The sequence below is a fragment of the Bradyrhizobium sp. 40 genome (genome assembly GCF_023100925.1).
In the GTDB taxonomy this organism is placed as follows: domain Bacteria; phylum Pseudomonadota; class Alphaproteobacteria; order Rhizobiales; family Xanthobacteraceae; genus Bradyrhizobium.
In genome coordinates, this window is the sequence record NZ_CP064688.1 from 7,217,378 (window position 1) to 7,238,852 (window position 21,475).

The 21,475-nt window shown below is 64.4% G+C and carries 24 protein-coding genes and 1 tRNA gene; 11 read left to right on the plus strand and 14 right to left on the minus strand.

Features of this window, described 5'->3' with window-relative positions; genetic code table 11:
- The gene (locus tag IVB40_RS34485; protein ID WP_247817663.1) at window positions 1–1,056 is read left to right on the plus strand and encodes a diguanylate cyclase; all 1,056 of its coding nucleotides are present in this window, start codon (window positions 1–3) and stop codon (window positions 1,054–1,056) included.
- A gap of 74 nt (window positions 1,057–1,130) precedes the next feature.
- A tRNA-Arg gene (locus IVB40_RS34490) sits at window positions 1,131–1,207 on the plus strand.
- Between the two features lie 92 nt (window positions 1,208–1,299).
- Here IVB40_RS34490 and IVB40_RS34495 read toward each other — a convergent pair.
- Window positions 1,300–1,509: a hypothetical protein gene (locus IVB40_RS34495; protein ID WP_007616043.1), complete on the minus strand. Its 210-nt coding sequence runs from the start codon at window positions 1,507–1,509 to the stop codon at window positions 1,300–1,302.
- A 122-nt stretch (window positions 1,510–1,631) separates the two neighbouring features.
- On the opposite strand from IVB40_RS34495, the gene dinB reads away from it, so the two are divergent.
- Window positions 1,632–2,735, plus strand: a complete 1,104-nt coding sequence (gene dinB, locus IVB40_RS34500) for a DNA polymerase IV (protein ID WP_247817664.1) — start codon at window positions 1,632–1,634, stop codon at window positions 2,733–2,735.
- A gap of 116 nt (window positions 2,736–2,851) precedes the next feature.
- Here the strand turns inward: dinB and IVB40_RS34505 are convergent, their stop codons facing one another.
- On the minus strand, window positions 2,852–3,145 hold the full coding sequence (locus tag IVB40_RS34505) for a hypothetical protein (protein WP_007598221.1): 294 nt from the start codon (window positions 3,143–3,145) through the stop codon (window positions 2,852–2,854).
- Window positions 3,146–3,373: 228 nt separating this feature from the next.
- Entirely contained in the window at window positions 3,374–4,060 is a 687-nt protein-coding gene (locus IVB40_RS34510) for a DNA-3-methyladenine glycosylase I (protein WP_027566079.1), read from the minus strand.
- 219 nt (window positions 4,061–4,279) lie between these two features.
- On the opposite strand from IVB40_RS34510, the gene IVB40_RS34515 reads away from it, so the two are divergent.
- Window positions 4,280–5,107, plus strand: coding sequence for a metallophosphoesterase family protein (locus tag IVB40_RS34515; RefSeq protein ID WP_247817665.1), 828 nt, complete (start codon window positions 4,280–4,282; stop codon window positions 5,105–5,107).
- Here the strand turns inward: IVB40_RS34515 and IVB40_RS34520 are convergent.
- From IVB40_RS34520 to IVB40_RS34540, 5 genes are all read right to left on the minus strand, one after another.
- Window positions 5,046–5,531 carry a cyclic nucleotide-binding domain-containing protein gene (locus IVB40_RS34520; protein ID WP_027566081.1) on the minus strand — a complete coding sequence of 162 codons (486 nt, stop codon included), beginning with the start codon at window positions 5,529–5,531 and terminating at the stop codon, window positions 5,046–5,048. The two genes, IVB40_RS34515 and IVB40_RS34520, sit on opposite strands and share 62 nt — an antisense overlap.
- A 57-nt stretch (window positions 5,532–5,588) precedes the next feature.
- Window positions 5,589–6,137 carry a GNAT family N-acetyltransferase gene (locus tag IVB40_RS34525; RefSeq protein WP_247817666.1) on the minus strand — a complete coding sequence of 183 codons (549 nt, stop codon included), beginning with the start codon at window positions 6,135–6,137 and terminating at the stop codon, window positions 5,589–5,591.
- 122 nt (window positions 6,138–6,259) lie between these two features.
- A complete protein-coding gene (locus IVB40_RS34530) occupies window positions 6,260–7,003 on the minus strand; it encodes a di-trans,poly-cis-decaprenylcistransferase (RefSeq protein ID WP_247817667.1) in 744 nt (247 codons plus the stop codon).
- A gap of 30 nt (window positions 7,004–7,033) precedes the next feature.
- A complete protein-coding gene (locus IVB40_RS34535) occupies window positions 7,034–7,408 on the minus strand; it encodes a transcriptional regulator (RefSeq protein ID WP_007616058.1) in 375 nt (124 codons plus the stop codon).
- Window positions 7,395–8,012 carry a hypothetical protein gene (locus IVB40_RS34540; protein ID WP_027566084.1) on the minus strand — a complete coding sequence of 206 codons (618 nt, stop codon included), beginning with the start codon at window positions 8,010–8,012 and terminating at the stop codon, window positions 7,395–7,397. Before IVB40_RS34540 ends, IVB40_RS34535 begins: the two co-directional genes overlap by 14 nt.
- Window positions 8,013–8,214: 202 nt before the next feature.
- Between IVB40_RS34540 and IVB40_RS34545 the strand changes: the two genes are divergently transcribed.
- Complete coding sequence (locus IVB40_RS34545) at window positions 8,215–9,459, plus strand: serine protease (protein WP_247817668.1); 1,245 nt, start codon at window positions 8,215–8,217, stop codon at window positions 9,457–9,459.
- Window positions 9,460–9,535: 76 nt separating this feature from the next.
- Here IVB40_RS34545 and IVB40_RS34550 read toward each other — a convergent pair whose 3' ends face one another.
- Together IVB40_RS34550 and IVB40_RS34555 are read right to left on the minus strand one after the other, a co-directional pair.
- The gene (locus tag IVB40_RS34550; protein ID WP_247817669.1) at window positions 9,536–9,814 is read right to left on the minus strand and encodes a DUF3551 domain-containing protein; all 279 of its coding nucleotides are present in this window, start codon (window positions 9,812–9,814) and stop codon (window positions 9,536–9,538) included.
- A gap of 166 nt (window positions 9,815–9,980) precedes the next feature.
- Window positions 9,981–10,955, minus strand: coding sequence for a tripartite tricarboxylate transporter substrate binding protein (locus tag IVB40_RS34555; RefSeq protein WP_027566087.1), 975 nt, complete (start codon window positions 10,953–10,955; stop codon window positions 9,981–9,983).
- A gap of 125 nt (window positions 10,956–11,080) precedes the next feature.
- Between IVB40_RS34555 and IVB40_RS34560 the strand changes: the two genes are divergently transcribed.
- On the plus strand, window positions 11,081–11,500 hold the full coding sequence (locus IVB40_RS34560) for a VOC family protein (RefSeq protein WP_247817670.1): 420 nt from the start codon (window positions 11,081–11,083) through the stop codon (window positions 11,498–11,500).
- A 182-nt stretch (window positions 11,501–11,682) separates the two neighbouring features.
- Window positions 11,683–13,263, plus strand: coding sequence for an AMP-binding protein (locus tag IVB40_RS34565; protein ID WP_247817671.1), 1,581 nt, complete (start codon window positions 11,683–11,685; stop codon window positions 13,261–13,263).
- 177 nt (window positions 13,264–13,440) lie between these two features.
- On the opposite strand, the gene IVB40_RS34570 is transcribed toward IVB40_RS34565, so the two are convergent.
- The 3 genes from IVB40_RS34570 to IVB40_RS34580 all read right to left on the minus strand — a co-directional run bounded on the left by IVB40_RS34570 (window position 13,441) and on the right by IVB40_RS34580 (window position 17,569).
- Window positions 13,441–14,535 carry an HD domain-containing phosphohydrolase gene (locus IVB40_RS34570; RefSeq protein WP_027566090.1) on the minus strand — a complete coding sequence of 365 codons (1,095 nt, stop codon included), beginning with the start codon at window positions 14,533–14,535 and terminating at the stop codon, window positions 13,441–13,443.
- 263 nt (window positions 14,536–14,798) lie between these two features.
- A complete protein-coding gene (locus IVB40_RS34575) occupies window positions 14,799–17,081 on the minus strand; it encodes a molybdopterin cofactor-binding domain-containing protein (RefSeq protein WP_247817672.1) in 2,283 nt (760 codons plus the stop codon).
- A complete protein-coding gene (locus IVB40_RS34580; RefSeq protein ID WP_007616069.1) occupies window positions 17,078–17,569 on the minus strand; it encodes a (2Fe-2S)-binding protein in 492 nt (163 codons plus the stop codon). The genes IVB40_RS34575 and IVB40_RS34580 overlap by 4 nt, the downstream gene beginning before the upstream one ends.
- Window positions 17,570–17,875: 306 nt before the next feature.
- On the opposite strand from IVB40_RS34580, the gene IVB40_RS34585 reads away from it, so the two are divergent.
- The 4 genes from IVB40_RS34585 (at window position 17,876) to IVB40_RS34600 (ending at window position 20,456) form a co-directional block, all read left to right on the plus strand.
- Window positions 17,876–18,640 (plus strand): alpha/beta fold hydrolase, encoded by a 765-nt coding sequence (locus IVB40_RS34585; RefSeq protein ID WP_247817673.1) that lies wholly within the window; start codon window positions 17,876–17,878, stop codon window positions 18,638–18,640.
- Between the two features lie 23 nt (window positions 18,641–18,663).
- Window positions 18,664–18,999 carry a hypothetical protein gene (locus IVB40_RS34590; RefSeq protein WP_247817674.1) on the plus strand — a complete coding sequence of 112 codons (336 nt, stop codon included), beginning with the start codon at window positions 18,664–18,666 and terminating at the stop codon, window positions 18,997–18,999.
- Window positions 19,000–19,158: 159 nt separating this feature from the next.
- Window positions 19,159–19,833 carry a dienelactone hydrolase family protein gene (locus IVB40_RS34595; RefSeq protein WP_247817675.1) on the plus strand — a complete coding sequence of 225 codons (675 nt, stop codon included), beginning with the start codon at window positions 19,159–19,161 and terminating at the stop codon, window positions 19,831–19,833.
- 140 nt (window positions 19,834–19,973) lie between these two features.
- Window positions 19,974–20,456: a hypothetical protein gene (locus IVB40_RS34600; RefSeq protein WP_247817676.1), complete on the plus strand. Its 483-nt coding sequence runs from the start codon at window positions 19,974–19,976 to the stop codon at window positions 20,454–20,456.
- 24 nt (window positions 20,457–20,480) lie between these two features.
- Here the strand turns inward: IVB40_RS34600 and IVB40_RS34605 are convergent, their stop codons facing one another.
- The gene (locus IVB40_RS34605; RefSeq protein WP_027566096.1) at window positions 20,481–21,224 is read right to left on the minus strand and encodes a polysaccharide biosynthesis/export family protein; all 744 of its coding nucleotides are present in this window, start codon (window positions 21,222–21,224) and stop codon (window positions 20,481–20,483) included.
- Window positions 21,225–21,475: the final 251 nt, after the last annotated feature.

Sequence of the window (21,475 nt, forward strand, 5' to 3'; positions counted from 1 at the left end):
ATGGCGAAGCCGGGGAAAACGTCAGCCAAGACAGTCGACGTTGCGGATTCCTATGCCGTGCGGCTGATGCAGCATCTGGTGGTGCCGACCTTCGTGATCGACCCCAGGCGCCGCGTCGTGATCTGGAACAGAGCCTGCGAGCGGCTGACCGGCGTCGCCGCCTCCGAGGTGATCGGTACCAATAAGCACTGGCAGGCTTTCTACGAGACCAAGCGCCCTTGCCTCGCCGACCTTGTCGCGCTCGACCGCCCTGAACAGCTGCCGGAGTTCTATTCGGAGTATGGCGCGCGCGGCCATAACGGGCTCGGCTTCAGTGCCGAGAATTGGTGCGTGATGCCGAAGCTCGGCAGCCAGCTCTATCTCGCCATCGACGCCGGCCCGATCCACGACGAAGCCGGCCATCTGATTGCGGTGGTGGAGACGCTGCGCGACCTCACCGACCAGAAGCGCGCCGAGATGGCCCTGAAGGAGCTTGCCACCAAGGACGGGCTGACCGGCTTGTCGAACCGTCGCGCGTTCGACCAGATGCTGATGAGCGAATGGGCCCGCGCCCAGCGGACGCAGAAGCCGATGGCGCTGCTGTTCGTCGACGTCGATCATTTCAAGCTGTTCAACGACCGCCACGGCCATCAGAGCGGCGACGAATGCCTGCGCGCGGTCGCGTCCGTCGTCAGCCGGCATGCCGTGCGCCCGCTCGATCTCGCCAGCCGCTATGGCGGCGAGGAATTCGCGCTGATCCTGCCGGACATGGATTGCGATGCCGCCTGCGTCATCGCCGACGAGATCCGCTGCGCCGTGATGGCCTTGCGGATCACCCATGGCGCCGTCGGGGCCGGTGACCGCGTCACCCTCAGTGTCGGCGTCGCCAGCCACATTCCCGGCGAAACCGACGACAGCCCCGACCGGCTGCTGGGCGCGGCGGACCAGGCGCTCTATGCGGCCAAACGGCTCGGCCGCAACCGCGTCTTGTGCTCCGAACGGCTGCTCGCCGAGTTCGCCAAGCTCGGGCGGGACGGCGTCCCGGTTCCTGGCAGCGCGGGCCGTAAATCAGCCTAGCCCAAATCAGCCTGGCAGGAGACGGTGGAAGCGGTTGCCCGCCCCCCGCCAATCGGCTAAATGAACCTCGACTAGCACCCGTAGCTCAGCTGGATAGAGCGTTGCCCTCCGAAGGCAAAGGTCACACGTTCGAATCGTGTCGGGTGCGCCAGTCTCTTCTAGTCCACGCTGGAAGCACCCTCACCCGAGTTGCCTTGTTACCGCCCGCGCTGGAGTCAAGGCCTGCTCAGCGCAAGCCCATGCTTATGTCAGCATCGAGATGATGGCCTGAACCTGGTCTGACGCCGACGTCACCAGTCCGTCGTAGGACGTCTGACCGTGTGCGGCCGCCTTCAGGATGCATTCGGCGACGGCCGCCTTCAGGCCGAAGACCGACTGATCGGGCGGCACGCTGGCCATCACGGCCTCCAGCGCCTGACGCATCGTTCGAATGAGTTCGGAGCTGTATTGCATGGGCTGTCCTCCGCGACCTCATATTAGATCGCATGCCCATGCTTGCCACTCACAAGCCTGAGATTGCTCGATGAATCACACATCACCTCGCGCTTCTAATCCCTCAATTGTATCATCTTTCCATGAGCGAATCCGACACGGTGGCCGGCGAGGCCTCGCCCGTCCGCAAGATCATCCATATCGACATGGATGCCTTCTACGCGTCCGTGGAACAGCGCGACAATCCGGACCTGCGCGGCAAGCCCGTCGCGGTCGGAGGCTCCGCGGAACGTGGCGTCGTCGCGGCCGCCAGCTATGAGGCCCGCGAGTTCGGCGTTCGCTCTGCCATGCCATCCGTGACGGCGAAGCGACAATGTCCCGATCTGATCTTCGTCAAGCCGCGCTTCGAGGTCTACAAGGCGATCTCTAGGCAGATCCGCGACATCTTCGCGGAGCATACCCCGATCATCGAGCCGTTGTCGCTCGACGAGGCCTATCTCGACGTGACCGAAAACCTGCAGGGCATCCCGCTGGCGCGCGACATTGCACTCAAGATCCGCGAGAGGATCAAGGCCGAGACGGGCCTCAACGCTTCGGCCGGCATTTCCTACAACAAGTTTCTGGCCAAGCTCGCCTCCGATCATCGCAAGCCCAACGGTCAGTTCGTGATCTCACCGGAGATGGGACCCGCCTTCGTCGAGACCCTGCCCGTCGGAAAATTCCATGGGATAGGCCCGGCCACGGGCGCGAAGATGAACGCGCTCGGCATGTTCACCGGTCTCGATATTCGTCGTCAGACGCTGGAGTTCATGAATGCCAATTTCGGCAAGTCGGGCGCCTATTACTACTGGATCTCGCGCGGTGTCGACCAACGGCCGGTCCGGGCCAACCGGGTCCGCAAGTCCATCGGCGCGGAGACGACGTTCTCAAGCGACCTCACCGAATTCGACGCGCTGGTCCTCGAGCTCAAGCCGCTGGTCGACAAGGTGTGGCGCCATTGCGAGGCGACGGGCAGCCGTGGCCGCACCGTCACCTTGAAGATCAAGTTTGCCGACTTCGAGATCATCACGCGCAGCAGGTCCGCTCTTTCGCCGATTGCAGGCCGGGACGATCTTGAGCGGCTGGCTTGCGGCCTGCTCGAAGTCGAGATGCCGCTGCCCAAGAGCGTCAGGCTGCTGGGGGTCTCGCTGTCGTCCCTCCAAGCCGGGAACGATGCGGAGCCGCCGCAGCTGACTCTCGGCATCTGAACCAAACTGACGGGCTTTCGGCGGACGCAGACACCCACGTAGAGCGGCGCTCGCCACGCGAATCTACGGTGGCGGGTTTTCAGACTCGCCACCGAAGGTCGATCCGCTGGGCCCGATCAATGCCTCACGTGCTCGAACACCACGATCACGCCGGTCGGCTCGGGCTCGTGCGCCATCAGGCGTGTCAGCTCGGAATCGCCCCAATCGGCGAGGCTGACGACCTCGCCGCTCTGGCGTTCGGTGCCGGGCGGCGCCGTGGGCTCGACGACCTTCAGCCCGGTCTCATCGACGAAGAAAGTGTGCTCGCCGAACATGCTGTTGAGCTGCGGCATGGCGGGATGCTCGTCGGGCAGCACCTGAGCGCCGAGCTGGTTGACGGTCTGCTTCACCTGTTCGGATGTGAGCTTCATGAGCTGCTCCGTTTTTTGTCACGTCGGTTTCATTGAGCTGAGCCAAAGCGAGCGTTCCCTGCGCCTATGTTCGCCTGGCCCATTCTCCCGAACAGGTGCTGCGCACAAATGTTCCGGAGAAATGCGTTTCGTGATCGCGTGTCGCGTCTGCCGCGCTTGTGGCACCAGATCGCCACACGATCCACATGATTCGACATCCCAAGAGCAGAATTCCAAGAGCCGAATTCGCTACTCGCTCCTGTTCTCGCCAACCGACAGCGCGCAGATGCGTGACAGATATGTGTAGGACAGTCCGGTCTCCTCGGCCCAGGCGTTGAACTGCGCCTGCACTTTTGCCAGATCTCCCTTCGACTTGACCTCTTCGGCGATGTCGAGACCGGCATCGCGCAGACAGGCCACAACGTCCCTGGACGTCACAAAGCCGTCCCAGCCGACGAACCGCAGCAGCATCTGGCCGGTATTGCCACCCAACCGGCTGCCGCGCTTGCTCAGGAGATCGAGCAGGCCGATCTGGTCCGACGGCGGCCACTTCGTCAGAAACCTGCCGAAGCTGCCGTGCTCTTTTGCGATCTCCTGGACGAAGGCCGCGTTGTCGCGCACCGACATGATCTTGGCACCGTTGCGCACGATGCGCGCGTCGCGCATCAGGCCCTCCCAATAATCCTCGGGCTGGAAGGTGAGCTTGGCCGGCTGGAAACGCAGGAAGGCGTCTTCGAACCCTTCCCATTTCGTCTCGATCACGCTCCAGGCAAAGCCGGCACAAAACACACGCTTCGTCATCTCCGCGAGGATACGGTCGTCGCCGCGTTTGGCGAGGCCCTTCAGGTCGGGCTTTCCGGGCATCAGCTTTTCGAGCGCCTTGGGCCCGCCTTTGCGTTTTTCGGCGCGCGCACGAATGGTCTTGAAGGAGGTCATGGGAAGACGAGCTGTTGGGGACAGGAGTTGTTGAGGATACGCCACGACATCAGAATTCGATGATCCGGTCCAGCCCGGCGACGCTTCGATACTTGCACCCGCGGATGCGCCGCAGCATACTGCCCGCATTGAATTGGCGAGAGATGCGGCTGGTCTGCTTCTTGCGTTCAGATATTTTGCAATCCCTGAGCATTTTGACGTCTCACCCCTGGATTTCCGATGCGCTGCCTGGTCGTGGCCGACCTGCACTATTCGCTGCCTCAGCTCGACTGGCTCGTCAGCGCCGCTCCGCAATTCGACCTCGTGATCTTCGCCGGCGATGCGCTCGACATCGGCTCGATGGTGGATTTTCGCGCGCAGATCGTGGTGGTGAAGAAGTACCTCGCCCTGCTCGCCGCGAAGACCCGCGTGATCCTCTGCTCCGGCAATCACGACCTCGACGAGCGCAATGCGGAAGGCGAAAAGATCTCGCGCTGGATCTCGGAAGTGCGCGAGTTGGGGATTGCCTGCGACGGTGACAGCCTCGTCGTCGGCGACACGCTGTTCACGGTGTGCCCATGGTGGGATGGGCCGCTGGTCAAGCAACGCCTCGTCGCGCAGCTCGCCGCCGCCGCGGCCGGCCGGCGGCAGCGCTGGATCTGGATCCATCACGCGCCGCCGGCGAATTCACCGACGAGCTGGGGCGGCAAGCGTTTCTTCGGCGACGTCGAGCTGGTGCAATGGATCATGCAGTATCAGCCCTCGATGGTGATCTCGGGCCATGTGCATCAATCGCCGTTCATTACCGATGGCTCGTGGTTCGACCGGCTCGGCCAGACATGGGTCTTCAACACCGGTTTGCAACCCGGCCGCCCGCCGACATACATCGTGCTGGACCTCGATGCCGACAGGGCGTTCTGGCTTGCGGCCGGCGAGGCGCAATGGATCGATCTTGGCGCGCCGCTTCAGCGGCCCGCCGCTCCGATCGAGGCGCCGCCCGACTGGCTCACATTCTTGGATCGGATTGCCGATCCGAACCTGGCGAGACCTCGAGCGGCGGCAGGTTGATCATGCTCTGGAGCACCTCGCCGACCATGGCCAGATGCGTGCCATGGCCGGCATATTGCTGCTTGAGATCGGCGAGATAGGTGTTGGCAACATTGAGCCGCTGCGCCAGCATCTTGGCGATCAGAAGTGCCACGCCCGCCTCCTGCCTGAGGAACGAGGCGGCGTCCTCGAATTCGTAGACGACGGAATCGGAGCAGGCCCGTACGGTCGCAGTGTGCGGCTGCCCCAGCAGCACAGACATTTCACCCAGCACCGCACCGGGCTCGGTTACCGTGGCGACCACCATCTCGCCCTTGAGCACTTCGAGCTTGCCCTGCATCAGCACATAGAGATGACCGGTGGTGCCGCCTTCGGCGACGATCAGCGTGCCGGCCGCAACCTGCCGCTCCGTCCCACCGGTGCAATAATCCAGAACCGCGCGCATCCGACCAAAGCTCCGTCGCAGGGAGATACTAGGGCACGATCGGCGTCGCGCGCTTGCTCAAATTTGTGGCAAGCCGCGCACCCGCGATAGACGCTTGGCGAGATGGACCGACTGCCAGTCTCCGAGACCGGTGTCCTCGAACCCCGCTTTCTTCGCAAGGCCGCGCATCTCGGCGTTCGCGCGCGCGGTCTCGGCTGCAATCATCTCGTGACCGAGATCGCTCGCGCGCCTCTCCATCGCCGTCATCATCTGGAGGCCGACGCCCTGGCGCTGAAAGCCATCGGCAACAGAGATGGCGAAATCACCATGCCGCGCAGCCGCATCGTAGGCGTATCTGGTTTCGCCGATGATCGTGCCTTGCCCCTCCTGCCTGATCTCGGCGAGCAGTGTGAAATGACCGGGATGGCTGGTCCTGGCGACGCACTCGGCCGCGACCACGGCAATGTCCGCCCGCGCGCCCATGAAGCGCTTGTTGCGCGATGTCGCGGAGAGGCTCGTGAAATAGATCGAGAGGCTCTCGACGTCGGACGCGCTGGCGGGCCTGATACGGACCGTGGCGTGGGCTTCGGCTGACTCGACAATGGCATCCAGCAATGACTGTGACATCCGCGAGGCTTTCGGCAGGTTGCATCGAATGCAGACCTAGCCGAGACCGCGCGCTTAACGCTTGGACGGTGCTGCCAATCTTGCGGCCGAAAACGAACAGTTTCGTTCCTCGGTGCCGTGCGTCACACGCGCGAGAGTGAAGGCACCTCCTCGGGCACGATCGCCTGGAGGCCGCCAAAGCGGCGCTCGCGGCCGTGGAAGGAGACCAGGGCCGCGGCGAGATCGCCCGCGTCGAATTCGGGCCACATCCGCTCGGTGAAGTGCAACTCGGCGTAGGCGCCTTCCCAGAGCAGGAAGTCCGACAGCCGCTTCTCACCCGAGGTGCGGATGATGAGGTCGACGTCGCGCAAACCAGCTTCCCCGGTGACGAGCTGCGAGAACGCCTCGCGGGTGAGACTCGTCAGCGCCGCTGCCTTTGCCGCCGCGTTGAGGATGGCGTCGCGCGCGGAATAGTCGACGGCAATGCGCAGATGAAGCGTGCTGCCGTGCGCGGTGGCGTCTTCCGCTCGCGCAATCGCATTGGCAATGCCGTCGGGCAGACGGTCGCGGCGGCCGATCACGGTGAGGCGCACGCCGTTCTTGACCAGGCTCTGCACCTCGTTGGCGAGGTAAAACCGCAGAAGCGTCATCAGCGCCGCGACCTCGGACTTCGGCCTTCGCCAATTGTCGGTCGAGAAGGCGTAGAGCGTCAGCGTGCCGATGCCCTGCTTGGGCGCGGCTTCGACGATGCGGCGGATCGTCTCGACGCCGGCCTCATGGCCGCGCATGCGCGACAGGCCGCGCCGCGTTGCCCATCTGCCGTTGCCGTCCATGATGATGCCGACGTGAAGCTTTTCGTTGCGCGAGGACACAAGTTCACTTTGCATTGCAAAGTCTCCGGTCAAAAAAGGGGAGGATCAGGTCGAGACGATACCGAGGCGGCCGAGCGGCGCCGCCTCGCGGCCGGCGGCCTTGGCGGCGTCGCGCACCAGGCGTTCGAGCACGGCGAGATAGTCGAGGAAGCGGCGGCGGCCGGCCTTGGTCAGGCGGCAGGTCGTGTGCGGGCGATTGCCCTCGTAGCCCTTGGTCACCTCGACGAGGCCGGCTTCCTGGAGCACGGCGAGATGCCGGCTGAGATTGCCGTCGGTGAGGCCGCAGAGCTGCTTGAGATCGGCGAACGCCAGACCCTTCGGATGCGCCATCAGCGAGGTCAGAAGTCCGAGCCTCGCCTTCTCGTGGATCACGCGGTCCAGTCCTTCGTAAGAGAAGGGTGCGCTGTCAATCTTCGACATCATGGTCTCCGGATGCGAAATACAGAATGCCCGCCATCACCGACTGCCCGATCACGAAGGGCAGGCCCATGGTCCAGGGCGACAGCGTGTGGGTTTGACTCGCGAGCACCACCACCGCAAAGCCGGACATGAAATACCAGGCGCCGGCGAGCGCCACGGTGCGCGGCAGCGAGCGGACGGAGGCGAAAATGCCGAGCGACACCAGGATCTGCCACAGACCGGGCAGCAACCACAGCGTTTCGCCCGCGAACTTCCACATCACTACCGCAAGCAGAACACCGGCAACGCCTGCGGGCAGGAACTGCTCGACGGCCTGGTGGATCATCGCATCGGCGAGGCCCGAATGATGGCGGCGCGAACGTGCGCGCATCTCGATACCGATCGTCAGGCCGGAGAGCGCGGCGGCAATGAACCAGCCGAAGAAGAAACCGAGCGGCTCGCCGGTGGGATCATCGAGCAACCAGAATTGCAGGATTGCGGTGAGAAGCGCGACCGCACCGGTCGCCGCCATCGTCGCCGGGCCGTAGCCGCGGAACGCCGTGCCGGCCGCAATCTGGCTGCGGATCGCCACGATGTCAGCCAGCGCCTTGTCGAGATCGCGCATTGGCAACGCCAAAACCTCGTTCCGCCCATGCTTGCCGGGACTATCGATCCCGCTACTTTGTATCGCAAAGTATATCGGATTGCAAAGTAAAGGCAAGTCCCGAACGTCGCCTCTTGACACCGGACCTCGCCGGACAACTGCCGGTTGCGCGACACCTGCTCCCACAGATAAGATGCGCGCGAATGCGCTCCGGGGGGAAAGTATGTGGCTTAAGTCATTCATCGTTGCGTCATTATTGCAGCTGAGCGTTGGCAGCGTTGCGCACGCGGCCGGGCCATTCGGCAGCGTCAAAATCGGCAACTGGGTTGGCGGCGCGTTCAGCAATGACGAAACGGGAGCCTTTTCGCATTGTGCCGCGACGGCGCCTTATGCCAACGGCGTCATTCTCGTCGTCGGCCAGAATACTGGGGGCTCGTGGATATTGAGCTTTGCGAGTCCCAGCTACCACTTCAAGCAGGGCGAGAACGCCGCGATCGACGTCATCTTTGACGGACAGGAGCAGGCCAGACTGTTCGCCACGGCCAACCAGACGAACATGCTCAGCTCCGTCATGCCTGCCAACGTGGTACGAGCGTTTCAGAAGGCAAGCCTGATGGTCGCGACGAGCGGCCGCACCGTGCTGAATTTCGACCTGACCTCGGCCGGGCCCGTGATTGCGGCATTGGCTAATTGCGTCACCAAGGTGAAGGCCGACGGCCTGAACAAGGCCGGAGACTTTACGAAGGTCGCGGCAAAGCCGCAGGCCGCGCCGGACAAGCAGACATCACCGCCGGCCAGCAAGTCCGCCAAAGCCAAAAGCGGTACGGGCTTTGTCGTGAGTGCCAGCGGACATGTCGTCACCAATAATCATGTGATCAATGGCTGCGTCGGCGACATCAGGGGCAATCTCACGGGTGAAGCCGGGATGGTTTTGCGCGTGGTGTCGAGCGACGCCAACAACGATCTCGCGTTGCTGCAGGCGCCGTCGACGACCACGTTCAAGGAGTTCGCCCGGATCCGCGACCGCTCGATTCGCTCCGGCGATTCCGTCGTCGCGATCGGCTTTCCTTTCCATGGATTGCTGACTTCGGATTTCACCGTGACGACTGGCATCGTCAGCTCGCTCAGCGGCATGCGCAACGATTCGCGTTTCCTGCAAATCAGTGCGCCGGTGCAGCCCGGCAATAGCGGCGGCCCGCTGTTCGACACCACCGGGCAGATCGTCGGCGTCGTTACGGGAAAGCTGGACGGATTACGGGTCGCCGCTGCGACCGGCAACATCCCCGAGAACATCAACTTCGCGATCAAGACCGGCGCGCTGCGCGACTTCCTCGACAACTCCGTGGTGCCCTACCAGACTGCCGAACCGAAGGGCGAGATCAAGACCACCGACATCGCCGGCAATGCGCGGCCCTATACGATGCTGATCTCGTGCAACGGCACGGAGCAGGCTGAGGCGAAGCGGTAGCGGCAACGCGAACGGCGTCTGCGCGGCCGCGGATGGCGCGAACGCGATCCGGGCTGCCAGTCAAACCGCGAGTTCCTCAATACGGCGCGACGGGACGCGCGCGCCGAGGCTGCCGCGGTTGCGGCAGGGACGATTGACCGTCGGCAACGAGCGGATTGGGCCCGCAGGCCATGAGCCGGCCGGACACACTGGCCTGACATTGTCCATAGGTGCTGTAGGTGCAATCGCCGGGATACTCGTACCCGCCGCCCTGGGCACACCAGGGATAGTCGTGCGCCGCGGCGGGGGTGACGGCGGAGAAGCCGGCAAGGAGTGTCGCGCCGAGGCCCAGCAGAGCCAATTGCGTCTTGCGCATAATCCCAACTCCTATCCTCATAGCGCGAGATACGCGCCATATAACATCAGGTTTCGCCACGCCGTTTTATTCCAGATCGACGGGCGCTGACACGCAAGAAACCTTGATACGCAAGAAAAAAGCCCTGCCGAACGGGCAGGGCTCCATCACGGACATCACGAGATCGCTACTCGACCTTCAGGCCGGCGAACTCGACGACCTTCTTCCATTTCTCGGTCTCGGCCTTGATCTCCTCGCCGAACGCCTCGGGCGTCTGCGCCCGCGGCTCGCCGCCGAGCTCGACCAGGCGCTTGGCCATGTCCGGCTCCTTTATCAGCGTGTTGATCTCGCTGTTGAGCTTGGCGATGATCTCCTTGGGCGTGTTCTTCGGCGCACCCATGCCGAACAGCGCGCTCGCCTCGTAGCCCTTCACGGTCTCGCCGATCGCCGGCACGTCGGGCAGCTGCGGCGAGCGCTCCGCCGTGGTGACGCCGATGGCGCGGAGCGAGCCGGACCGGATGTGCTGGATGATCGAGGGCATGTTGTCGAAGATCACCTGCACCTGGCCGCCGAGCATGTCGGTGATCGCGGGCGCGGCGCCGCGATAGGGCACGTGCTGCATCTTGCAGCCCGTCAGCGCCATGAACATCTCGCCGGACAGATGCACCGAGGTGCCGTTGCCGGAGGAGGCCATGTTGACCTTGCCGGGATTGGCCTTCACGTATTCGATGAACTCGGCGACGGTCTTGGCCGGCACGTCCTTGTTGACGGTCATCACGTTCGGTACACGCTGGAACGAGGCGACCGGCGCGATGTCGCGCACGAAGTTGAACTTCAGGTTGGTGTAGAGCGAGGCGTTGATGTAGTTGGCCGGATTGACCAGTTGCAGCGTGTAGCCGTCGGGTTCGGCGTTGACGACCGATTCGGTGGCGATATTGTTGCCGGCGCCCGGCTTGTTCTCGATCACGAATTGCTGGCCGAACTTCTCCGACAGCCGCTGACCGATCAGCCGCGCCAGGATGTCGGTGGCTCCGCCCGGCGGATAACCGACCACCCATTTCACCGGGTGGGTCGGGTAATCGGCGGCAAGGGCCTTCGACAGCGGGCTGGCTGCAAGCGGACTGGCGGCGAGCAGGCTCAGCGCGGTACGGCGAGTGATCATCTCAAGGGTTCTCCCAACGTGTTGTTCTTGAAGCCAGATCGCTTGAAAATGGCGTCGGCGCGGTTGTAACAAAGCTTGCCGCAGGCGGAAAGTGCACGGGGCGCATCACGACGAAAGGATAAGGCATGGCGGTCAAGGTCGAAGCCCTCGATCATCTCGTGATCAACGTCGCGGACGTCGCAGTGACCGCCGCGTGGTACGGCAAGATTCTCGGCATGGAAGTCAAGGTGTTCGACCCCGGCGGCGGCAAAGCGCCGCGGACTTCGTTGCAATTCGGTAACCAGAAGATCAACGTCCGGCCGCGCGATGCCGACAAGGTGGAGTGGTTCACCGCGGACCACCAGACCGCCGGCAGCGAGGATCTGTGCTTCCTCACCTCCGCGAGTCCCGACGAGGTGGTGGCGCATTTGAAGGCACATGGCGTCGCGATCGAAGAGGGCCCGGTTCCCAAGCAGGGCGCCCGCGGCACCCTGCGCTCGGTCTATTGCAGGGATCCGGATGGCAGCCTGATCGAGATTTCGTCGTATGAGGACGGTGGCCGGTAAGGCCAAGCCGCCTGCCCCACGCATCGTCATTGCGAGGAGCCCTTGCGACGAAGCAATCCAGACTGCCTCCGGGGAGGGATTCTGGATTGCTTCGCTCCACTCGCAATGACGGCGGAGAGAGCAGGAAGACGCAATAATCAAAACGCAGCCGCCAGCAAGATGCAGGCTGCACGGGAGGACATATGCCGAATTCGCAAGCCGCCGCAGGAATCGTGGGCCCGTTCGACGGGCTCGACGTGCCCTGGTTGCTGAAGATGCGGGCTGAGGTGCGCAGCTCACATCCGTTCCTGATCTGGGCGCCGTTCGACGCGCCCGCGCGGCGCTGGAGCTATGGCGAGTTTCACGAGCGGGTCGGCGCGCTCGCGGCGGGACTGGCGAAGCGCGGCGTCAAGCCGGGCGAGTATGTGCTCATTCACCTCGACAATTGCATCGAGGCGCTGCTGGCCTGGTTCGCCTGTGTCGAACTCGGCGCCATCGCGGTGACCACCAACACGCGCTCGGCACCGGCCGAGCTCGACTATTTTGCCGATCATTGCGGCGCGGTTGCCGCGATCACGCAGCCGGCCTATGCCGAGATCGTCGCGCAGAATTGCCGCAACATCCGATGGATGGCGGTGACCTCGCACGATTCGGGCGCGGCGCCCGCGAACCCGGTCTCACGCGGCGACAGCTTTGAGGAGCTGTTCGCCGACAGCGCCGACCGTCCCAGGCGCGCGATCGATCCGCGCGCGCCGTGCAGCGTGCAATACACCTCGGGCACGACATCGCGCCCCAAGGCGGTGCTGTGGACCCACGCCAACGCGCTGTGGGGCGCCAAGATCAACGCCGCGCACGAAGACCTGCACGCAAGCGACGTGCATCAGGCCTATCTGCCGCTGTTCCACACCAACGCGCTGGCCTATTCGATGCTGGCGACGCTATGGGTCGGCGCCACCTGCGTGATCCAGCCGCGCTTTTCCGCCAGCCGGTTCTGGCGCGCCGCGCGCGAGCACGGCTCGACCTGGACCTCGACGATCCCGTTCTGCATGAAGGCGCTGCTCGAGCAGGACATCCCGCGCGATCACAAATTCCGTCTGTGGGGCACCGCGATCAACGAGCCGCCGGCCTTCGCCGCCTTCGGAGTCAAGATCATCGGCTGGTGGGGCATGACCGAGACCATCACCCACGGCATCGTCGGCGAGATCGACCAGCCCAACATCCCGATGTCGATCGGCCGCGCCGCGCCGGAATATGAAATCCGCATCACCGACGACGACGGGCGGCCGACCGAAATCGACGGCACCGGAAATCTCTCGATCAAGGGCATTGTCGGCCTGTCGCTGTTCGCCGAATATCTGCACAACGAGAAGGCGACGCGCGAGAGCTTCGACGAGCACGGCTTCTTTCTCACCGGTGACCGAGTGGTGCGCCTGGAGAACGGCTACATTCGCTTCGCAGACCGCAGCAAGGACATGCTCAAGGTCGGCGGCGAGAACGTCGCCGCGTCCGAGATCGAGCAGGTGGTCGCACTGGTCCCCGGCGTGCGCGAGGCCGCCGTGGTGGCGAAGACGCATCCGATGCTGGACGAGGTGCCGGTCGTCTTCATCATCCCGCAGGGTGGCGTCGCCGGTGCGCGGCCTGATCTGCATGAGGCCGTGATGGCCGCCTGCCGCGCCGGCCTCGCCGACTTCAAGGTGCCGCGCGAGATCCGCTTCGTCGACGACATGCCGCGCTCGACGCTGGAGAAGGTCGCGAAGGCGGAGCTGAGGAAGATGATGGGGTGACAATGTCGTCCCGGCGAAGGCCGGGACCCATACCGCGTGATCTAACGACGGCGCGCAGTGCGTATACCAAACGACGAGTCGTCGCCAAACCACTCCCGGTGGTTATGGGTCCCGGCCTTCGCCGGGACGACACCGAGCGTGTAGTGCTAGCGCCGCAAGATTCGCAGCAACGGATCGTCAGAACGACCCCAGCGCCACCGGGCGGAAGGCCTGCAACAGCTGCTGGTCCAGCTTGCCGCCCATGCCTTCCATCATCGTAAACGCGCGCGAGTGGGTGAAGGGCATGCGATAGGCGCGCTTCTCCACGAGTGCCGCGTAGATGTCGACGATCGTCGTGACCCGCACGATATCGCTGATCTGGTTCGACGAGAGATTGTTGGGATAGCCGGAGCCGTCGAGGAATTCGTGGTGATGCAGCACGACGTCCAGCATCTCCGGCGGGAAGCCGCCTTGGGCTGCGAGCGCGTCATAGCCGCGGCGCGGATGCTGGCGGACTTCGGCCATTTCCTCGTCGGTGAGCTTGCCGGGCTTGTCGAGCAGTGCGGAGGGAACGAACGCCTTGCCGACGTCGTGCAGCAGCGCGGCACGGGTCAGCCGGCGCTGGTCGTCCTCGCGCATGCCGAGGTGCTGGGCGAAGGAGACCGCAAATCCGGTCACGAACAGGCAGTGGCGGTAGCTGCCGACATGGTGGCAGCCCACCGTGGTGAGCCACTCGCGCAGCGAGGAGTGCTTGATCGCCTTCAGGATCTTGCTCTCGGCGGCGATGACGTCGTCGAAGGTCAGGGGCACGCCAAGCGGCAGCTTCTCGAACATCTTCTTCAGCACCGCGTGCGCGGCCTCGACGCCGCGATTGAGCGTCTTGCCGCGATCGGTCGCGTCGTAGACGGCGGTGTCGGGGAACGCCGCACGGATGCGCTGCAGGATGTCCTCGGGCTGAAGCGGCCGCGAGATGGTATCGGTGGCGCCCAAGGCCCAGGCCTGCATGGTGCCGTGATGCAGGGCATCGGCAAGCACGAACAGACGAGGCATCGCGCGATAGGCATCGCCGCGCAGCTTGTTGCGCACCCGCTGCACGCTTTCGGGCGAGCGCAGATTGATGTCGACTACGAGGCCGGAGAGATCGCGCGAGGGCTGCTCGGGGATCTCCTGCGTCGTCACTGTCGCGACGTCGCCAACCGCCTTGAGGATGCTGGCGAGTTCGGTGCTCTCGTCGCTCCGGTCGGAGGCGAGCAGAAGCCGGCGTTTGGCGGCGGGTTTGGCTGAGGCGTTCATGGCTTCCCCAAGAGCACGGGCGTGTTTCGGGCCAAAGCCTAAGCCGGATCAGGTTCTCCGGCCCTTAAGAGGCGTGCTCAATGGAACCCTGCGAATCAGGGACAATTTTACGGAGTTCGCCTCTCCGAGCGGTTCCAATCAAAACCTCGAAAACAACCCCATGCACAGTAGGGATGTGCTTGCAAACGCAGAGCTTTTTTAACGACAAATCCGCCGGGGGCTGCCCCCCGGCGGATCATGTCAGGTCACAATCGCAACCAGCCTTACGCCTTCATCGCGCTCTTCACGGCTTCGGCGGTGATCGGCAGGGCCCGGACGCGAGCGCCCGAGGCGTTGAAGATGGCGTTGCCGATCGCGGGTGCGATCACTGTCACCGCGGGTTCGCCGACACCGGTGGCCTTTTCGCCATTGGCGATCACGGCGATCGCGACCTCGGGCACCTGGCTCATGCGCAAGGGCGTGTAGCTGTCGAAATTGGTCTGTTCGATGCCACCGTCCTTCAGCGTCGCCTTCTCGTACATCGCCAGCGACAGGCCCCACAGCGCCGCGCCCTCGACCTGGGCACGGATGTTGTCGGGATGCACCTGCGTGCCGACGTCGGTGGCGACCGTGAGCTTCTTCACGGTCACCTCTCCCGAGGGCGCAACGGCGACATGGGCGACGCAGGCCGTCCAGCTCGCGGTCGCGCGCTCCTGCGACGAGACGCAGGCCACGCCCATGCCCTCACCTTTCGGCAGCTTCCTGCTGCCGTAGCCGGCAAGGCCCATCGCGGCGAGCAACGTGTTGCGCAGCCGCTGCGCGCCGCCGTCGTTCTTGCCGGCGCCGTCGAGCAGCGAGATGCGGAACTGTGCGGGGTCCTTGCCCGCCGCCGCCGCGATCTCGTCGATCATACTCTCGACCGCCCAGAAGGTCCAACCCGGCGCGACCGAGCGGAGCTGGCCGGACGGCGTCGCGTTGTGCGCCATCTCGTTCTTGATCGCGCGCACATGATGGTTGGGCACGGTGTAGAAGAAGTCGGCCCCGTTCACCGTGAAGGAGTCGAGCGGACCCTTCTTGTCCACCGACGGCGTCAGGAAATCAGGGATTCCCCAGCGCGCGGTCGGCCAGGCCGAAACCACGTCGTGGCTGAGCGCGACGAGCTTGCCGTCGCCGTCCACGCCCGCCTTTACTTTTTGATAGGTGAGCGGACGCGAGAAATCCATCGTCATGTCGTTCTCGCGCGTGTAGATCACCTTCACCGGCTTGCCGACGGCCTTCGCTGCCTGCACCGCCGGAATCATCATGTCGGCATCGAGCCTGCGGCCAAAGCCGCCGCCGAGCCACATCTGGTGCATGACGACGAATTTTGGATCGATTCCGGCCGCACCCGCCGCGATCGCACCGGAGCGCGTCGCGAACTGGTTGCCGGAATAGATGTGCAGGATCTCACCCTTGAACTCCGCCGTAGCGTTCATTGGCTCCATCGGCGCATGGATATTGATGCTGGTGGTGTACTCCGCCTCCAGCACCTTGGCCGCCGTGCCGAACGCCGCCGCGGGATCGCCGTCCTTGACGAAGAACTGGCCGGAGTCCTCCTGCTTCTGAAGCCGCATGGCCTCGTCGAGCAGCGACTGGCTCGACACTTTCGCGTTCGGACCGCCGTCATAGGCGATCTTGAGCGCCTGCGCCGCCTTCTTGGCGTTGGCATAGGTGCTGGCGACCGCGACGACCCAGCCCGAGGTCGTTCCGGTCTTGTCGTCGAGGGTGACGGCCTTGATGAAGCCCGGCACTTTCTTGGCGGCACTGTCGTCGACCGACTTGACCGTGGCCCCAAAGCGCACCGGCGGCGTCACCACCGCGCCATAGGCCATGCCCGGAATCATCACGTCGATGCCGTATTTGGCCGTGCCATTGGTCTTGGCGGGGATGTCGAGCTGCGGCACCGACACGCCGATCATGGTGTATTGATCCGGCGTCTTCAGCTTGATCGCCTTTAGCTCGTCCGGCGTGAAGGACTTGGTCGCCTTGCCGCTCTTGACGACATCGGCGAACGACATCGCCTTCTTCGACTTCGGATGCGAGATCATGGAATCACGCACCACCAGTTCCGACGCAGGCACGCCCATCGCGGCGGCCGCGCCTTCCGTCAACGCCATCCGTCCGGCGGCTCCGGCGCGGCTCATGGCCTCGAAGTTCATCATGGTCGACCAGCTGCCGCCGGTGATCTGCGCGCCGAGCACGGGATCGTTGAACTTCGGATCATTGGAGGCGAGCTGAACCCGCATGTCGCTCCATTTGGCGCCCAGCTCTTCGGCCACGATCTGCGCCATGGTGGAGGCGATGTGCTGGCCCATGTCGGCCTTGCCGCAGGTGACGGTGACGAGACCATCGGGCGCGATCGCGTACCAGACACTGGGCTCGAAGTTCTGGGGCGCCGCGAGCGCCTCACCGATGCCGGGCACGCCGGCATAACCGAGCACGAGGCCGGTTGCCGCGGTGCCGACCAGGAAGGAGCGGCGGCTGAGATCTGTCGTTTCGGCTGTGACGCTCTTGATGTGCTTATTCATGTGGGCCTCCGCTCGTTGCCGGAGGCGGATGCGGTGCGCATCTCGGTTGCGGCGCGCATGATTGCCTTCTGGATCCGCGAATAGGTCATGCAACGGCAGAGATTGCCGTCCATATGTGCCACGACCTCTTCCTTGGTCGGGTTGGGATTTTTCGCCAGCAGCGAGGCCGCCTGCATGATCTGCCCAGACTGGCAGTAGCCGCATTGCGGCACCTGCTCGGCGATCCATGCCTTCTGCAAGGGATGGTCGCCCTTGGCGGCGAGGCCTTCGATGGTGGTGATCTTCTTGCCGGCGACATCGCCGACCATGGTCTGGCACGAACGCACGGCTTCGCCGTTGACGTGCACGGTGCAGGCCCCGCACAGGCCGGCACCGCAGCCGAACTTGGTGCCGGTCATCTGCAATTGCTCGCGGATCGCCCAGAGGAGCGGCGTGTCGTTCGCCGCATCCACGGACAGACTCCGCCCGTTGATGGTGAGAGTTGGCATAGGCGTCTTCCCCTGCCGGTGCATGAAGCCGCTTACGGCGGCAACTTGTCTTGGCGGACGCCCACCGGGCCGGCGCCAGCCTTGGCCGCAAGAATGATCGCGTTCAGGCGCGGAGGCAAATGCAATTTGGAATCGATCGAACAAACGCGGCGCGCGCATCTTGTGCGTTGCGAGAACAGCGATGATGCAGCGACTGGACGCAACAGAGTGCACGCCAAACATGCAGGCCATCGCGTTCAGGCGGTTTCCCCCGAGTAACCTGGCGCGTTAGGATGGGTGAAGAAACGAGATAACAAGAGGCATGCAATGGCTGGGATCGATCGGGACGGCGTCAAAATCTACTACGAGGTTCATGGCGAAGGCCCGCCGCTGCTGCTGACCCACGGCTACTCATCGACCTCGGCGATGTGGCATGGGCAGGTCGATGCGCTCGCGAAGGACCACAAGCTGATCCTGTGGGACATGCGCGGTCACGGCCAGTCCGACTATCCCGACGATCCCGCCGCCTACAGCGAAGCGCTCACGGTCGGCGACATCGCGGCGATTCTCGATGTGGTCGGCACTGAGCGCGCCATCATCGGCGGGCTGTCGCTCGGCGGCTACATGTCGCTTGCCTTCGCTCGCGCGCATCCAAAGCGCGTCCGCGCGCTGCTGATCATCGACACCGGCCCGGGCTTCAAGAAGGACGACGCACGCGAGGCCTGGAATGCACGGGCGCTCGCCACTGCCGACAAGTTGGACCGCGAAGGGCTCGACGTGCTGAAGGCGGCGACGCGCGAGCGCGCCACCGCGCGCCATCGCAATGCCACGGGATTGGCGCTCGCCGCACGCGGCATGCTGACCCAGCGCGATGCGAAGGTGATCGAGCTGCTGCCGGAGATCAAGGTGCCCAGCCTGATCGTGGTCGGTGCCGACGACACACCGTTCCTCGCCGCGTCGGACTACATGGCCGCGAAAATTCCCGGCGCGCAAAAGGTCGTGATTCCCGCCGCCGGACACGCCGTCAACATCGACCAGCCGCAGGCTTTTGTTGACGCGGTGCTGCCTTTCCTGAAGAACTTGCCGGAATAGACGATCGGACGGGAACATAGGCAATGAAGCGAGCGATGTTGGCTGCGGGCGCGGTGTTGCTGTCGGTATCCGCGCAAGCCGAGCAGTTCGGCGGGACACCACCCCGCCTGCCCTTCGTCGCGACCTTGTCGAACACCACGCCGCTCGCCTTCGGCATGGATGCCGGGCAGACCGCGCGGGCGCTGGGGCAACCGCTGCAATATGTGCGCGGGCGTCCCGGCAACGAGATCTATCTCGCGCTTCGCAACATCGGCGGCAGCGGACTGATCCCCTACCGTCACCGCCTGTTCCTGCAGTTCCGTCATGGCCGGTTGGCGGGATGGAAGGAGGACTATGGCGAGAACTGGATGTGGGAGTAGGTGGTTCTCCTCATGGTCAGGAGGCGCGAAGCGCCGTCTCGATCCATGCAGGCCCGCCTCTCGCAGCTCGGCCTTTCATCCTTCGAGACGCGCGCAAGAGCGCGCTCCTCAGGATGAGGAGAAAGAGTGAATTCATGACAACCAACAAGGACGACCCGCGTGGGACAAGACATCAAGCTGACGGCCTCCGACAATTTCCAGCTCAGTGCCTATCGCGCTGATCCCGCGGGCACGGCGAAGGGCGCGGTGGTGGTGATCCAGGAAATTTTCGGGGTCAACCATCACATCCGCTCGGTCTGCGATCGCCTCGCCGGGGAAGGCTATGTCGCGATCGCCCCGTCGATCTTCGACCGGACCTCGCCGGGCTTCCAGTCCGGCTACACGCCCGATGAGATCGCGGAGGCGCGCAAGTTCGTCGCCAGTCCGGATTGGGACGCGATGCTGCGCGACACCCAGGCGGCGATCGATGCGGTGAAGAGCGTCGGCCCGGTCGGCATCATCGGCTTTTGCCTGGGCGGCAGCGTCGCCTTCGTCGCGGCGACACGGCTGTCGGGCCTGAAGGCCGCGATCGGCTATTACGGCGGCGCCGTCGTGCGCTTTGCCGACGAGACACCCAAAGTGCCGACGCAGCTGCATTTTGGCGAGCAGGATGCCGGCATTCCCCTGACCGACGTCGAGACCATCAAGACGAAGCGGCCGGACGTCGAGGTCTTCGTCTATCCGGGCGCGCAGCACGGCTTTCACTGCGACGAGCGGGCGAGTTACGACAAGGCCAGCGCCGACATCGCCTGGCCGCGCAGCATGAAATTTTTCGCCAAGCATTTGAAATCGTAGCGCGCGCGGCTCTCTGTCATTCCGCGATGCGCCGACGGGCGCACGCCCGGAATGATGAAGAGAGCAGGAATCGGGTGGCTGCATCCTGCCGCACGGCGATAGAGCTGGCTGATCAAGCCAACCCACGCCGGGAGATCGTGATGCAGCAAGCCAATACGAACATCGTCATCCGCAATCCGTTCGGCACCATGGACGTGCCCGCGCCTGATGATCGCGACGTCATGGATTATGCCGCAATCGCAGGGCTTGCCGGCGATGCCGCCGACGTCAACGCGGCGGCGTGGGCAAAAATCGCGGCACAGTCAGACCCGCTCGACGGCATCTGGGCCAGCCGCTGGAATGGTGGCGCAGATCCGACCATTGCCGGCGATACGCCGCAAGCCTGGAAAGAAGGACGCGCTGAGGTGCGGGTCACAGGCGAGCGCATCTTCCTGCGCTTCGACTGGGACCATGGCCGCCGGCACGGGCTGATCGATGCGGCGCGCGACGGCGGGGATCGCCTGGTCGGGAAATATATCAACATAACCAATCCGGTGATTACACGGCCATGGGTTGGGCTGGTGGTCGACGCCACCAGGATCGACGGATGTTTTCCGAACGGGCGGCTGGATTTCAGGCGGTGAGCTAGAGCTTCGCTCGAAAGCGCTCTAGAACCAGCGCTCGCCGACGAACACGGTGTCGCCGGGGCTCAAGGGGGTGCCAAGCGGCACCACGGCGCGCATGGCGCCGCCGGCTTCAGTGTGTGTGACGGTAACCACGTCGCGCTTGGCGCGGGGCGAGAAGCCGCCGGCAATCGCGACGGCGCTTTCGACCGTCATGTTCGGCACATACGGATACTGGCCGGGCGCGGAGACTTCGCCGAGAATGAAGAACGGGCGATAGGCCTCGATCTCGACGGCAACCGAAGGTTCGCGGATGTAGCCGTTGCGCAGCCGCGCGGCGATCTCGCCGGCAAGGCCCGCCGGGGTACGGCCGCGTGCCGGCACGCCGCCGATCAGCGGCATCGTGATGGAGCCGCCGGCGTCGATCGCGTAGCTGTTGGTGAGACCTTCCTGGCCATAGACCACGACGCGCAGCCTGTCGCCAGCGTCGAGATGGTAGGAGGAATCGTACCGGACCGGCGCCGCCATCGGTGCGGCATAACCAACCGGCATGGGCGCAGGCGAGGCAAAGGAATTGCTGAGTGCTGCGATGGCTCCGCCGCCACTGCCGACGACGACCGGCTGCGGCGCGTTGTACGGCTGGCCATAGGCCATCGAATCGAGATCGGCGCGCGGCTGCACATAGGCGACGGGACCAGCGGTTTGCATGCAGCCGCCAAGGGTCAGCGCGGCGGACGCTGCCAGGGACGCTGCCGAGATCGACAATCGAAACGCGCGTGCAACCGGCACCGGACTTATCCCTCGAAACGAGACAGATCCAGTGATGCACCGGTTATGGTTAATAAAGCGTTGAGGGCCGCGTGGCGCGACAGCAGCGTGAGCAACGGGGCATGTGCGCTCCCTCTCCCGCTTGCGGGAGAGGGTTGGGGAGAGGGTGTCTCCACGATGGGACTGTCCCCCAGAGGATAGAACCCTCACCCGGCGGGCGGGACGATGCTTCGCATCGCCCGGGGACGCGCCGACCTCTCCCGCAAGCGGGA

What these genes read in the sequence shown, in the direction of transcription:
- IVB40_RS34520 (WP_027566081.1), bottom strand. Translation starts at nt 5,531, where the DNA reads ATGCGCGCGGTTCTGGATTATTGCACCGGTGGGACGGAGCGGCAGGTT.
- IVB40_RS34570 (WP_027566090.1), bottom strand. Translation starts at nt 14,535, where the DNA reads ATGAACGCCTCAGCCAAACCCGCCGCCAAACGCCGGCTTCTGCTCGCC.
- IVB40_RS34505 (WP_007598221.1), bottom strand. Translation starts at nt 3,145, where the DNA reads ATGAAGCTCACATCCGAACAGGTGAAGCAGACCGTCAACCAGCTCGGC.
- IVB40_RS34495 (WP_007616043.1), bottom strand. Translation starts at nt 1,509, where the DNA reads ATGCAATACAGCTCCGAACTCATTCGAACGATGCGTCAGGCGCTGGAG.
- IVB40_RS34535 (WP_007616058.1), bottom strand. Translation starts at nt 7,408, where the DNA reads ATGTCGAAGATTGACAGCGCACCCTTCTCTTACGAAGGACTGGACCGC.
- IVB40_RS34590 (WP_247817674.1), top strand. Translation starts at nt 18,664, where the DNA reads ATGAAGCGAGCGATGTTGGCTGCGGGCGCGGTGTTGCTGTCGGTATCC.
- IVB40_RS34580 (WP_007616069.1), bottom strand. Translation starts at nt 17,569, where the DNA reads ATGCCAACTCTCACCATCAACGGGCGGAGTCTGTCCGTGGATGCGGCG.
- IVB40_RS34585 (WP_247817673.1), top strand. Translation starts at nt 17,876, where the DNA reads ATGGCTGGGATCGATCGGGACGGCGTCAAAATCTACTACGAGGTTCAT.
- IVB40_RS34555 (WP_027566087.1), bottom strand. Translation starts at nt 10,955, where the DNA reads ATGATCACTCGCCGTACCGCGCTGAGCCTGCTCGCCGCCAGTCCGCTT.
- dinB (WP_247817664.1), top strand. Translation starts at nt 1,632, where the DNA reads ATGAGCGAATCCGACACGGTGGCCGGCGAGGCCTCGCCCGTCCGCAAG.
- IVB40_RS34545 (WP_247817668.1), top strand. Translation starts at nt 8,215, where the DNA reads ATGTGGCTTAAGTCATTCATCGTTGCGTCATTATTGCAGCTGAGCGTT.
- IVB40_RS34530 (WP_247817667.1), bottom strand. Translation starts at nt 7,003, where the DNA reads ATGCAAAGTGAACTTGTGTCCTCGCGCAACGAAAAGCTTCACGTCGGC.
- IVB40_RS34565 (WP_247817671.1), top strand. Translation starts at nt 11,683, where the DNA reads ATGCCGAATTCGCAAGCCGCCGCAGGAATCGTGGGCCCGTTCGACGGG.
- IVB40_RS34550 (WP_247817669.1), bottom strand. Translation starts at nt 9,814, where the DNA reads ATGCGCAAGACGCAATTGGCTCTGCTGGGCCTCGGCGCGACACTCCTT.
- IVB40_RS34510 (WP_027566079.1), bottom strand. Translation starts at nt 4,060, where the DNA reads ATGACCTCCTTCAAGACCATTCGTGCGCGCGCCGAAAAACGCAAAGGC.
- IVB40_RS34540 (WP_027566084.1), bottom strand. Translation starts at nt 8,012, where the DNA reads ATGCGCGATCTCGACAAGGCGCTGGCTGACATCGTGGCGATCCGCAGC.
- IVB40_RS34575 (WP_247817672.1), bottom strand. Translation starts at nt 17,081, where the DNA reads ATGAATAAGCACATCAAGAGCGTCACAGCCGAAACGACAGATCTCAGC.
- IVB40_RS34600 (WP_247817676.1), top strand. Translation starts at nt 19,974, where the DNA reads ATGCAGCAAGCCAATACGAACATCGTCATCCGCAATCCGTTCGGCACC.
- IVB40_RS34525 (WP_247817666.1), bottom strand. Translation starts at nt 6,137, where the DNA reads ATGTCACAGTCATTGCTGGATGCCATTGTCGAGTCAGCCGAAGCCCAC.
- IVB40_RS34560 (WP_247817670.1), top strand. Translation starts at nt 11,081, where the DNA reads ATGGCGGTCAAGGTCGAAGCCCTCGATCATCTCGTGATCAACGTCGCG.
- IVB40_RS34515 (WP_247817665.1), top strand. Translation starts at nt 4,280, where the DNA reads ATGCGCTGCCTGGTCGTGGCCGACCTGCACTATTCGCTGCCTCAGCTC.
- IVB40_RS34485 (WP_247817663.1), top strand. Translation starts at nt 1, where the DNA reads ATGGCGAAGCCGGGGAAAACGTCAGCCAAGACAGTCGACGTTGCGGAT.